General features: G+C 58.3%; 12 protein-coding genes. All 12 read right to left on the bottom strand.

What is annotated here, in order from left to right:
• Positions 1-5 precede the first annotated feature (5 nt).
• Positions 6-788, bottom strand: coding sequence for a phosphatidate cytidylyltransferase (locus NYP16_RS07340; protein WP_274943465.1), 783 nt, complete (start codon positions 786-788; stop codon positions 6-8).
• An 83-nt stretch (positions 789-871) separates the two neighbouring features.
• The gene (locus NYP16_RS07335; RefSeq protein ID WP_274943464.1) at positions 872-1,645 is read right to left on the bottom strand and encodes an isoprenyl transferase; all 774 of its coding nucleotides are present in this window, start codon (positions 1,643-1,645) and stop codon (positions 872-874) included.
• A gap of 33 nt (positions 1,646-1,678) precedes the next feature.
• The gene (gene frr, locus NYP16_RS07330) at positions 1,679-2,239 is read right to left on the bottom strand and encodes a ribosome recycling factor (RefSeq protein WP_274943463.1); all 561 of its coding nucleotides are present in this window, start codon (positions 2,237-2,239) and stop codon (positions 1,679-1,681) included.
• Positions 2,240-2,261: 22 nt separating this feature from the next.
• Positions 2,262-2,987 (bottom strand): UMP kinase, encoded by a 726-nt coding sequence (gene pyrH / locus NYP16_RS07325; protein ID WP_274943462.1) that lies wholly within the window; start codon positions 2,985-2,987, stop codon positions 2,262-2,264.
• Positions 2,988-3,159: 172 nt separating this feature from the next.
• Positions 3,160-4,089, bottom strand: a complete 930-nt coding sequence (gene tsf, locus NYP16_RS07320) for a translation elongation factor Ts (protein WP_274943461.1) — start codon at positions 4,087-4,089, stop codon at positions 3,160-3,162.
• Between the two features lie 113 nt (positions 4,090-4,202).
• The gene (gene rpsB / locus NYP16_RS07315) at positions 4,203-4,979 is read right to left on the bottom strand and encodes a 30S ribosomal protein S2 (protein ID WP_346742478.1); all 777 of its coding nucleotides are present in this window, start codon (positions 4,977-4,979) and stop codon (positions 4,203-4,205) included.
• Positions 4,980-5,171: 192 nt separating this feature from the next.
• Entirely contained in the window at positions 5,172-5,954 is a 783-nt protein-coding gene (locus tag NYP16_RS07310) for an NUDIX hydrolase (protein ID WP_274943460.1), read from the bottom strand.
• A 462-nt stretch (positions 5,955-6,416) separates the two neighbouring features.
• On the bottom strand, positions 6,417-9,896 hold the full coding sequence (gene dnaE, locus NYP16_RS07305; protein WP_274943459.1) for a DNA polymerase III subunit alpha: 3,480 nt from the start codon (positions 9,894-9,896) through the stop codon (positions 6,417-6,419).
• A 17-nt stretch (positions 9,897-9,913) separates the two neighbouring features.
• Positions 9,914-10,273, bottom strand: coding sequence for a DUF1761 domain-containing protein (locus NYP16_RS07300; protein WP_274943458.1), 360 nt, complete (start codon positions 10,271-10,273; stop codon positions 9,914-9,916).
• Between the two features lie 58 nt (positions 10,274-10,331).
• On the bottom strand, positions 10,332-10,724 hold the full coding sequence (locus NYP16_RS07295) for a DUF1761 domain-containing protein (RefSeq protein ID WP_274943457.1): 393 nt from the start codon (positions 10,722-10,724) through the stop codon (positions 10,332-10,334).
• Entirely contained in the window at positions 10,724-11,413 is a 690-nt protein-coding gene (locus tag NYP16_RS07290; RefSeq protein WP_274943456.1) for an ABC transporter ATP-binding protein, read from the bottom strand. Before NYP16_RS07290 ends, NYP16_RS07295 begins: the two co-directional genes overlap by 1 nt.
• 6 nt (positions 11,414-11,419) lie before the next feature.
• Positions 11,420-12,667 carry a lipoprotein-releasing ABC transporter permease subunit gene (locus tag NYP16_RS07285; RefSeq protein ID WP_279347194.1) on the bottom strand — a complete coding sequence of 416 codons (1,248 nt, stop codon included), beginning with the start codon at positions 12,665-12,667 and terminating at the stop codon, positions 11,420-11,422.
• Between the last annotated feature and the right edge of the window lie 77 nt (positions 12,668-12,744).

Raw genomic sequence — 12,744 nt, 5'->3', positions numbered from 1 at the left:
CCATCCTAGAGTGTTGCAATGGCGAAAGCCACCACTGGCGCAACGAAAACAAGTCCGTCAACTCGATCGAGTATACCGCCATGGCCGGGAATGAGGCTGCCCGAGTCCTTGACCCCGAAATGACGCTTCACCGCCGACTCCACCAGATCACCCAACTGCGCCCAAACCGCAAGCCCGGCCCCGGTCAGCAAAAGCCCGATCCCCGAGACCGGCAAAGCAAATCCGGCACCGATCCCAAAGCTCGCAATCGCCGCCAAGGCCATGCCGCCCAAAAGCCCGGCCCAGGTCTTGTTCGGGCTGATGCGGGGGGCAAGTTTCGGCCCGCCGATGCTTTTCCCCGCCGCATAGCCGCCGATATCCGTCGCCCAGACAATCACAAGAACCCATAGCGTCCAGCCGAAACCGTGCCCGGGCTCAGACCGCAACGACAGCAAAGAGACGCAGGGGATAATCACGTAAAGCATGCCCAACATGGCCCAAAGCGGCCGCCGCGTCATCATCCAAGCCGCAAACCCCACAAGCACAGCGGCCACGAGACTGAACAGAACAGCCTTCATAGGATGACCAAATCCCGTCATCAACAAAGCGCCAACCAGAGCCATAACCTCAAGAAGCAGAAGCGGCCAAACCGCCTCCCCCTCGGTCATGCTTGTCCATTCATGCATCATAACCACGGCAATCAGGCCAAGGACGGCCACAAGCCACCCGCCGCCGACGTAAAAAAGTCCGTAGGCCGCAGGAATGAGAATCAGAGCAGATAGAACGCGCAAGCGCAGATTGGAGGACATTCAGGCCCTTCTCAATGCCGTTATCCCCGCATGCACGAGAATTCGGCCTTGGTTTTCCCGCAGAGACGGGACGAACGCTGTGATCATGGGCGCGCCCCGAAACGGCGTTCCCGGCAGCCATATTCTTCAAGCGCCCGAACCAGGATATCCTTGTTGAAATCAGGCCAGAATTCATCCACGAACAGCAGTTCGGAATAGGCGGCCTGCCATAACAGAAAATTGCTCAAACGCTGTTCACCGCTGGTGCGGATGATGATATCCGGGTCCGGAATGCCCGCCGTCTGCAAATGAGCGGCGACAGTGACCTCGGTGATATCTTCCGCCGCAAGTTCGCCCTTGGCAACCTTTGTCGCGATCTGACGCACCGCCGCCGCGATCTCGGCCTGAGCGCCGTAGTTCAGCGCCAGAATGAGCGTAAGGCCGCTATTGTTTTCCGTCTTGCGTTCGGCATCTTCAATCAGTTTGACAATATCTGTCGAAAGGCGCGAACGGTCACCTATGGAGCGGAAACGAATGTTATTCTTATGAAAGGCTTCAAGCTCGCTCTTAAGGTAAATTTTCAACAGACCCATAAGGTCGTCAACCTCATCAAGCGGCCGCTTCCAGTTTTCCGAGGAGAACGCATAAAGCGTCAGATAGGAAATCCCAAGCTCACCGCAAGAACGGACGCAGGAGCGGACGGTGTCAGCGCCTTTTTTATGGCCCGCCACACGCGGCAAATAACGCTCCGAAGCCCAGCGGCCATTGCCGTCCATGATGATCGCCACATGGGCAGGCACGGGCTTTCCATCCGGCAAATCCGCGATTTGCCCTTCTGTAAGGCGTTTTGCAGCCCGTTCCAATCGTTGCGAAAACATACTCGACGTCCGCAGCTACTCTCTCCCGGCCAATCAGACCTGGAGAATTTCCTTTTCTTTGGATACCAGCATCTGATCAACGGTCTTGATGGTCTCGTCCGTCAGCTTCTGGACCTTTTCAGACAGATTTTTTTGATCGTCCTGGCTGATGTCGCCATCTTTCTCAAGCTTTTTCAGGATGTCCATGCCGTCGCGGCGCACGTTGCGTACAGCAACGCGGGTGGCTTCGGTATATTTGCCAGCGACCTTAACCAGATCCTTGCGCCGTTCTTCGTTCAGCTCAGGCACCGGGATGCGCAGCATGGTGCCGTCAAGAACCGGATTGAGGCCAAGCCCCGAATTGCGAATGGCACGGTCCACCGCACCCACCAGGGCGTTATCCCAAACCTGCACCGACAGCATGCGCGCCTCAGGCGTCGACACGTTGCCAACCTGACTGATCGGCACCGACGCGCCATAAGCCTCAACCATCACCGGATCGAGCATATTGGCCGAGGCGCGCCCGGTGCGCAGACCGGAAAACTCATGCTTCAGCGAGTCTACCGCGCCCGCCATGCGGCGTTGAATACCACCAAGATCAAAAGCAGAGCTCATATCAAATATCCTCGGTTCTCAATTACACAGTGTCACCGATAATGGTAAATTTCCCCTCACCATGCAGCACACGGGCAAGTTCGCCCTGCTCCTGGAGAGAAAACACCACGATCGGGATGTTATTTTCACGACAGAGTGAGATCGCGGATGCATCCATCACTTTAAGATCGCGGCTCAACACGTCGATAAATTTGAGTTTATCGTAACGAATGGCATTCGGGTTCTTTTTCGGATCTTCCGAATAAACGCCATCCACCTGCGTTCCCTTCAACAGGGCATCGCAATTCATTTCCGCCGCGCGCAGGGCTGCGGCCGTATCCGTCGTGAAGAACGGATTACCGGTGCCGGCGGCAAACAACACCACCCGGCCTTTTTCCATATGACGAATGGCGCGGCGACGGATATAGGGCTCGCACACCGAGGTCATCGGAATGGCCGACAAGACCCGCGTATCCACATCGATTTTTTCAAGCGCCGCCTGAATGGCGATGGCATTCATAACGGTCGCCAGCATGCCCATATGGTCAGCTGAGCTGCGATCGATTCCGGATGCCACACCCGAAACCCCGCGGAAGATATTGCCGCCGCCGACCACCAAACAAACCTCAATGCCGTCTTCACGCACCGCCTTCACCTCATCAGCAATGCGATTCACCACATCCTGATCGATGCCATAGGACTGACGGCCCATCAATGCCTCGCCTGAAAGCTTGAGGAGGACCCGGTTGAAACGTGGTTTTGCAGTCATCAGTTCTTTGAAATCCTAGCTTAAGAGATTGTTTCGAGCCGCCTTATCCGGAACTGTTAGGCACCTTATACAATTCGGGCCCAAAAGCGAATACCGCATTTTGCGTGGCGGTCGCTTTTAGGCCCAAAATCTGTAAATCGGAACTTTAAAATTCCGACTTTATATCTGTGACTTAGTTGGTGCCGGACATGGCCGCAACTTCAGCCGCGAAATCGTCTTCTTTCTTTTCAAGACCTTCGCCAAGCCCGAAGCGGGCAAAAGCAACAAGCTCAACCGGCGTGCCAAGATCTTTCGCAAGCTTTTCGACGACCTGTTCGATGCGGGATTCGCCATCGATCACATAGATCTGCTTTACGAGGCAGACTTCCTCGTAATATTTGCGGATACGGCCTTCGATCATCTTTTCAATGATGTTGTCAGGCTTGCCGGACTCGCGGGCCTGCTCCACAAGCACCTCACGCTCGCGCGCAACCAGAGCCGGGTCAAGATCGGCTTCCGTCAGCGACTGCGGATTGGTCGCAGCCACATGCATGGCGATCTTGCGCGCGGTTTCAACGAGCTTTTCAGCCGGAGCCGTGGACTTCAGCGCAACCAGCACGCCGATTTTACCAAGACCGTCTTCGATGGTGTTATGGACATAGCTTGCAACCACGCCCTGATCGACCGACAGCGACAGCGAGCGGCGCAGCGACATGTTCTCGCCGATGGTGGCGATCAGATTGGTCAGCTGTTCTTCCACCGTGCGGCTTTCGCCCGGGAAACCGGACTTGCGAACGGCTTCAAGATCGCCGTCATTGCCAAGTGCAATCTCGGTCGCCGTGCGCACATAAGCCCGGAACTGGTCATTGCGTGCGACAAAATCGGTTTCAGCATTGACTTCGAGCATGGCGCCCGAGGTGCCGCTGGTGACGACGCCGACCAGACCTTCGGTCGCGGCGCGGCCAGACTTTTTAGCGGCAGCCATCATGCCTTTGGTACGCAGCCAGTCGATCGCGGCTTCCACATCGCCGTTATTTTCAATCAGCGCCTTTTTGCAATCCATCATGCCGGCGCCGGATTTTTCGCGAAGTTCTTTGACAAGCGCAGCTGTAATCTCAGCCATGGTGTGTCCTTTCACTGGTTCAAAAAAGCTTTGGAGGGCGCAAAACGCCCTCCTCGCTAAATCGCAATTCTTTTAAGCACTCAAAGCGTCATCTGCATGACGCTCAAGCAAGGTTACACTTCAGCGGCAGGAAGCACGTCAGCGCCAGGAAGCACTTCAAGCGGAGCTTCCACAGCACCAAGATCCTTGCCGCTTTTGGTCAGTTCTTCCTGAAGACCCTGAAGAACCGCACCAGCAACGAGGTTGCCGTAAAGCTGGATGGCGCGGCTTGCGTCATCGTTGCCCGGCACCGGATAGGTGATGCCTTCCGGATTGCAGTTGGTGTCGAGAACGGCCATGACCGGGATGCCAAGCTTGTTGGCTTCGTGAATGGCCAGCGATTCTTTGTTGGTGTCGATGACAAAGATCAGGTCCGGAAGACCGCCCATGTCCTTGATACCGCCGAGCGAACGCTCAAGCTTGTCGCGTTCGCGGGTAAGCTGGAGAACTTCTTTCTTGGTCAGACCAGCAACGCCCGAAGCAAGCTGCTCATCCATGGTCTTCAAACGCTTGATCGAAGCCGAGATGGTCTGCCAGTTGGTGAGCATGCCGCCGAGCCAGCGGTGATTGACGTAATACTGACCGCAACGCTTGGCGGATTCAGCAACGGCTTCAGACGCCTGACGCTTGGTGCCGACGAACAGCACGCGGCCGCCAGCAGCCGTGACTTTGCGAACCTGTTCGAGCGCGTGATGCAGCAACGGAACGGTCTGCGAAAGGTCAATGATATGAACCTTGTTGCGCACGCCGAAGATATACGGCGACATACGCGGGTTCCAACGGTGGGTCTGATGGCCAAAGTGAACGCCTGCTTCAAGCAGTTGGCGCATGGAAAAATCGGGCATAGACATGCCTTGGTCTCCTTAATCCGGTTAATCCGCCGCGGGCAAGTGACTTTGGGCATCTGGCCCAAGGCACCGGAAGAGACGAAACCATTCCGCCTCAGACCCGCGTGTGAGTTCCTCAGCCCTAACTCAAGCTGAAGTGTGCCCGATTTACGCCCATTGGCCGCCGATTTCAAGTGATTTCGTGCTGACCGACCGCTATTCGCGGACCGGCTCGATCATGAGTTGGCCTGGGACACGGTCTTTCAGCTGAAACCGGAAAAAGCTGCCGCCAAACCCCGCCCCTTCAGGCACATGGGCATAAATGCCGTCCGGGCGTTTTTCCAGCAGAGGCATGACCGGCACCACGGCCCGACTTTTCACAAGCTCCAAAGCCTCCGCCACATCGCCAGCCTGAGCCAGCACCCCAAGCGACATGCGGGTCGGAAACATCAACAGATCCGAGTCATGGCCGAACAGCTCGATCATCTCATCCGGCGCGGTCCAAAGCGTACTCACCGCCTCGATCCCATCCTGCCGCACCATCTGCCCCTCCGGCATGACCGCCAGATAAAAACGGGTGTCGAACCGATGCGCGCGAACCTCCGGCGTGATCCAATGAGCAAAGGGAATGAGGTCTTCCATAAGATGCTCAACCCCTTCGGCCCGAAGCACGGCCCAGAAATCGACCGGCGCAGGCGTCGCCTTATAGCGCGCCATAACCCGGTCCTGAACTTCGAGCCCCACATCCCGAGCCAGAATAACACCAGCTTCTTCAAAAGCCTCCCGGATCGCTGCAAACCGGTAGGCCGCCTCGCCCTCACCATCCTCCAGCGCCACCTTGCCACCGGGAAACACAAAGGCCCCGCCCGCCACCGGCATGCCGCCATTCCGCTCCGTCAACAACACCTGCAACCGCCGCCCATCCCTGCGCGGCTCGCCATCCCGGATCAAAACAAGCGACGCGGCAGGTCTCGGCGTGACAGGAACATGATCGGACATGATGGAGACTTTCGTTAATGTTCCAGATGAACATTGGAACCAGCTATCCCAAGATATGACCCCACAGCTCCTCGGCGTCAACAACACCGGCCACCACCATTTTACATGTCATTACCGGGCTTGACCCGGTAATCCATGCTTCACACGGCACCGCCTCGGCCAGATGGATTGCCGGGTCAAGCCCGGCAATGACACTTATATGCATAAGCCCGCATTTATGATGCGCCGCACGATGCTTTTCCAAGCCACCTCTGGAAACAGGCCTGAATTGCCTCGGCGTAAACAACACCGACCCCGCCCTTACGAAGCCAAACCCCTCATGTCATTACCGGGCTTGACCCGGCAATCCCTACCTCACACGGCACGGCGTCGGCCAGATGGATTGCCGGGTTAAGCCCGGCAATGACACCATATAATATCGAAGTCTTCCAGCCCGCGACCAAAAGCGCACCCGAGAACGCCCTACAGCTCTTCCGCGTCAACAACCCCGGAGACCGCCATGACGGCGTTACGGACCGGCGGGGAGATGGCATAGCGGCCGGGTAGGCTGAGCTCCACTTCGCGCTCGCCGTGATCGAGGCTTGCGACCAGCGTCACATTGCCGCGCCCGCCCTTGGCGCGTTCGAGGATGGTTTTGAGGCTTTGGATCGGGCTTGAGGAATTGATGAACACCCGCAAGCCCCGGCCGGAACGTTCGGCCACCCGGTCGATGCTTTCAACCGAATTGCCGGTGAGCCGCAAGGTCTCCCCATCCAGCCGTATTTCGCAACTGATGACCAGGGACTGCCCGCCATTCAGGATACTGCGCGCGCTGTTCAGGATTTCCTCGAACAGCGTCACTTCAAACGCCCCCGAGGCGTCGGACAACATCAGATGCGCCATCGGCTTGCCGGATTTGGTGCGGCGTTCGCGCATGCTTTGGAGGGTGCCCGCAACCCGCGCCACCCCGGCCCCGCTTTGTGCAAGACGCATGAGCTCGCCGGACGGATAAACCCGTTCCCGCTTCAGGGTCTGCGCATAGGCATCCAGCGGATGGGCCGAGAGATAAAACCCGACCGCCTCGAACTCCGCGCGCAGGCGATCCACCAGCGACCATTCCGCCGCCGCCGGCAAAGGGATGCTCGCAGGTTCCGCCGCCGAGCCGCCGAACAGGCTGGTTTGCTGGCTGGTACGTTCCTCGGCCGCCACCTGCGCATGACGCACGATGAGATCCACCGCCGCGAAAGCCTGGGCGCGGTTCGGCAGCAGATTGTCGAACGCCCCGGCCTTCGACAGATTTTCAAGCGTCCGCTTGTTTAAAAGCTTCGGATCAAGCCGGGTCGAAAAATCAGCGACATCCTTGAACCGGCCATGATCCTTGCGCTCGCGCACCACCCCTTCCATGGCCTGCACGCCGACATTCTTGATGGCCCCGAGCGCATAGCGGACGGCGAGCTTTTCCTCGCCCTCCTCGGTCTTGGTCGGCTCGACCGAGAACGTCGCTTCGGACGCGGTCAGGTCCGGCGGCAACACCGGGATGCCGAGCTTTCCGGCTTCCTGCTTGAACACGTCAAGCTTGTCGGTGTTGGTCATATCATAGGTCATGGAGGCGGCGAGAAACTCGACCGGGTAATTGGCCTTCAGATAGGCCGTATGATAGGCCACAAGCGCATAAGCCGCCGCGTGACTTTTGTTAAAACCATAGCCTGCGAATTTCGCCACCAGGTCAAAGATATAGGACGCCTGATCTTTTTTGACGCCCTTGCGTTCGGCCCCTTCGACAAACCGCACCCGTTGCTGGTCCATCTCCGCCGGAATTTTCTTACCCATGGCCCGGCGCAGCAAGTCGGCCTCGCCCAGTGAATAATCGGCCAGAACCTGCGCGATCTGCATCACCTGTTCCTGATAGATGATGACGCCGTAGGTTTCCTTCAGGATCGGCTCAAGGCTCGGATGCAGGTAATCCGGGGTTTCCTGCCCGTGTTTGCGCTTGATATAGCTTGGGATATTGTCCATCGGGCCGGGACGATAGAGCGACACCATGGCGATGATGTCTTCAAAGCTATCCGGCTTCAGCTGGGTCAGCGCCGAGCGCATACCCGTACTTTCAAGCTGGAACACCCCGACCGTCACGCCCTTGGCCAACAGCTCGAAGGTCTTCTCATCGGTCAGCGGCACCTTGCCAAGATCGACCATAACCCCGCGCTGCGCCAGCAGATCAAGTGCCCGCTGCAACACCGTCAACGTCTTCAAGCCAAGAAAGTCGAACTTCACAAGCCCGGCGCTTTCGACCCATTTCATATTGAACTGGGTGACCGGCATATCCGAACGCGGATCGCGGTAAAGCGGCACCAGATTTTCAAGCGGCCGGTCGCCGATCACCACCCCTGCCGCATGGGTCGAGGCGTGGCGATACAGACCCTCAAGCTTGAGCGCCACGTCGATCATACGGGCAACGGCCGGGTCCGAATCCCGCTCCTGCCGCAGCCGAGGTTCGACGATCAGCGCCTCGGCGAGCGTCACTGGCGCGGCCGGATTGTTCGGGATCATTTTGCAGATGCGGTCGACCTGCCCATAGGACAGTTGCAACACCCGGCCCACGTCACGCAACACGGCCCGGGCCTGCAATTTTCCGAAGGTGATGATCTGCGCCACCTGCGCATGACCGTATTTCTGCTGAACGTAGCGGATCACCTCGTCGCGCCGGTCCTGACAGAAGTCGACGTCAAAGTCCGGCATGGAGACGCGTTCGGGGTTCAGGAACCGTTCGAACAGCAAGCCCCAGCGCAAAGGGTCAAGATCGGTGATCTTGAGCGCCCAGGCCACCACTGACCCCGCACCCGACCCACGCCCCGGACCCACCGGAATCTTGTGCCGCTTGGCCCAACGGATAAAGTCCGACACGATCAGGAAATAGCCGGGGAAGTCCATCTTGATGATGACCCCAAGCTCGAACTCCAACCGCTCGCGGTAGGGTATCGCCACCTCTTCCCGCGTCTCGGCCGACATGTCTTCGGTCCAGACATGATTGGCGAGATGTTCCTCAAGCCCCACGCGGGCTTCTTCTCGCAAGCTGTCGGCTTCGCTGATGCCCTCGCCGCTTGTGAATTTCGGTAGGATCGGATCGATCTTCGGCACCTTGAAGGCGCAGCGACGGGCGATCACCATTGTGTTATCAACCGCCTCGGGCAGATCGGCGAACAGCGTGCGCATTTCATCGGCGGATTTGAAATAATGCTCAGGCGTCAGACGGCGGCGGTCGTCCTGCGAGACATAGGCGCCCTCGGCAATACACAGAAGCGCATCATGCGCCTCAAACAGCGCGCGTTTCGTATAGTAAACATCATTGGTCGCGACCAGGGGCACGTCATGCCGGTAGGCAAGCTCGATAAAAGCTTCCTCCGTTGCATGTTCGGCATCAAGATCGTGGCGTTGCAGCTCTATATAAAGCCGCTCGGGGAACAGCCCCTTCAGCGTCAGAAGCAACGCCTCGGCCGCGGCATCCTGCCCGTCTTGCAGCAAGCGTCCAAGCGGCCCGACCGCCCCACCCGTGAGCAGGATCAGCCCATCACTCAAGGTCCCCAATGCTTCAAGAGTCACATGAGGGCCGCTCGCCGGATCGCTTGAAAGATGCGCCCGGCTGACGATTTTCATCAGATTTGCATAGCCGATCGCCGACTGCACCAGAAACGCCACCGGCGCAAGCGGCGCTTTGCGGCCGCTCACCGGGTCATCCGTGCCGTAAGCAAGATTGAGAGCACAGCCAACTATGGGCTGAACGCCCGCCTCCGGCAGAACGGTCGAGGCCTCAAGGGCTCCGAACATGTTGTTGGTATCAGTAATCGCCACCGCAGGCATGGCATGACCCACGCACTGCTTGGCGATCTCCTTCACATGGATCGCGCCTTCCGACAGGGAATAAGCCGAATGGACCCGAAGATGTACAAAATTCGCATGCGCCATGGTGTCAGACTAACGTATCACCAGCCGCCGAGGATAGCCCCGGCCACGGTCAGCTCGATCAGGATATGGATCAGGCCCAGCCGGAACAAAGTCACCGGGCGCTGTTCCGAAAAGGTCAGTTGCAGCAAAGCCGGAGCAATCAGGCCAAGGGCGGCGATAAAGCCCAGAATGGCGCCGGGCACCCGCCCCGTCATGCCGGACCAGACAATGATCAGGCCCAATGCATAGGCCGTCACAAGGGCCAGAACCGCGCGCGCGATCACGGGCGTGACACCGGGCCAGGTTTTCATCACCAGCCCTTGCCAGACAAGGGAAATAGCGAATATGGCGGCCCCTGCCGCCAGAACGGCCAGTGGATCGATAGCCAGAAAATCCATGATTGTTCCCCTTAAACCGTTGCGTCATGTCCCGGAAGGACTGTTATCGGACCCTTGCTCAGCGCCAGCTTGCAAGCACAATAGCCATGGCCCAGGAGCCAAGCGCAACCGCCCCCGCATGCAGCAGATAGACCCAGCGCGGCCGCATCTCCATAGCAAAACCAGGCAGAACCGCCATAGCGGCAAAGCCAAAGCCGACAATGATCCCGAACAGCAGCCCTTCGGCAAAGGTATGGAACCCAGCCGCCGCCATCATCACCGCCAAGGCAATGGACATCACCAGGGACGCCCCGGCGAACAAGAGATAGGGCGGCTTAATCGGCCCCTCAGACGCAACCCCGGATTCCCGCAACCGAGACTGAGCCGAAGCGCGGCGATACCAGATCACCCAGATGACAAAGTTGCACAACGCCGCCACGAAAATCGCGGCATAGTTAATAGTGCCTTCCATCATTCACCTCCTGCCAGGGGGTCAATCGGGTGCAATTGACCTTCACGGAGTTGCATGCATCGGTTCATGCGCGACGCCAGTTCACGATTATGGGTCGCGATCAGGGTCGCAACACCAGTGTCCTTCGCCAGCTTCATCAGTTCGCTCATCACAAGCTCGGCCGTGTGATCATCAAGATTGCCCGTTGGCTCGTCCGCAAGCAACACCTTCGGCCGATTGGCCAGCGCCCGCATGAAGGCGACCCGCTGCTGCTCACCACCCGACAATTGCGCCGGACGATGACGCGCCCGCGCGGTCAGGCCAACGAGCTCCAGAAGCTCATGGGCCCGGCCTTCGGCCACCCGCTTTGGAACACCGGCAATCAATTGCGGCAGCACGATATTTTCAAGCGCCGTGAATTCCGGCAGCAGGTGATGAAACTGATAGACGAAGCCAAGCTCATTACGCCGGATCAGCGTGCGCTCGCGGTCGGCGAGACCCGATGCGTTGACGTCGCCAATCATCACCTCGCCCGAGGTCGGCGCCTCAAGCAGCCCGGCCAGATGCAGCAATGTGGATTTGCCCGAGCCCGACGGGCCCACAAGCGCCACCACCTCGCCACGCTCGATCTCAAGATCAACGCCACGCAGGACATGCAGCGTTTCGCCGCCCTGAAAAAAGTCCATGCGAATAGATGTAAGTCGCAGCATATGAGATTACTCGTAACGCAAAGCTTCAACGGGATCGAGGCGCGCCGCTCGCCATGCCGGATAAATAGTGGCAAGGAACGAGAGGATCAAGGACATCCCCAACACCGTCAAGACTTCGGCGACCTCCATATGGGCCGGAATTTCCGTTAGGAACCGCAGTTCCGGCGACCACAGCTCAGTCCCAAGAATTTTTTCAAGACCATGCTGTATGTTTTTGATATTGGCACAAAAAAGCACGCCGATGCCGAACCCGGCAAGGGTGCCGATGGCCCCGATACTGGCCCCTGCGATAAAGAAGATGCGCATAATCGATCCACGGGTCGCCCCCATGGTGCGCAGGATCGCAATATCATGGCCCTTGTCTTTGACCAGCATGATCAGGCTTGAAATGATATTGAACACCGCCACCAGGATGATCAGCGTCAGGATCAGGAACATGACGTTCCGCTCGACGATCAAGGCACTGAACAAGGCCGGATTGATCTGTTCCCAGGTTACCACACGGGCCGGGACCTGTACCGCCCGGGCGATGTCCGGCAACACTTTCTGCACCATATCGGGATTGGTCAGAAAAACCTCAATGCCATGCACATTGTTGCCCAGCTGGAAATAGGTCTGAGCCTGTTTAAGCGGCATGAAGATAAACCGGGCGTCATAATCATACCCCCCGGTTTCAAACAAGGCGACAATACGATAACGGGCGGCACGCGGCACCACCCCGAACGGCGTGGCTGCCCCCTTAGGCGACAAGATCGTCACCTCGTCCCCCAGCCGCAAGCCATAGCTTTCGGCAAAATGGGTGCCGACGACGATGACATTTTCGTCGGAATGAAAGTCCTTGAGGCTGCCGGACTTGATGTTGTCGGCGATGGCTTCCTGATGGTCGAGATCCTCGGGCTTCATGCCCCGCACCACCGCGCCGTCAGAACGGTTGTTGGCGGACACCAGCACAGTGCCCTCGATCATCGGCCCGACCCGCACCACATCCTCGACCTTGCGGACGCGATTGGCGATGGCGTCGTAATCCTCAAGCTTGCCTTCATAGCCAAGCACCATCAAATGGCCGTTGAAGCCGATGACGCGGGACAGCAACTCCTCACGGAAGCCGTTCATCACCGCCATGACAATGATCAGCGTCGCCACCCCAAGCGTGATGCCGACCATCGAAAATGACGCGATCACCGAGATGAAGCTGTCGCTCCGTCTCGCCCGCAGATAGCGGCCCGCCACCAGCCATTCAAAGCCCTTGAACATTATGGTCGACCCCACAAAACCGCCACACCGGGCGCTGCGAACAATCTCGCACCGCCCTTACCCCAAAACGCCCAAAA

This window comes from Govania unica (assembly GCF_027920805.1).
In the GTDB taxonomy this organism is placed as follows: Bacteria; Pseudomonadota; Alphaproteobacteria; order Sphingomonadales; family Govanellaceae; genus Govanella; species Govanella unica.
The sequence above is the reverse complement of the archived record's forward strand: the minus strand, read 5'-3'. Positions and strand labels throughout refer to the sequence as shown.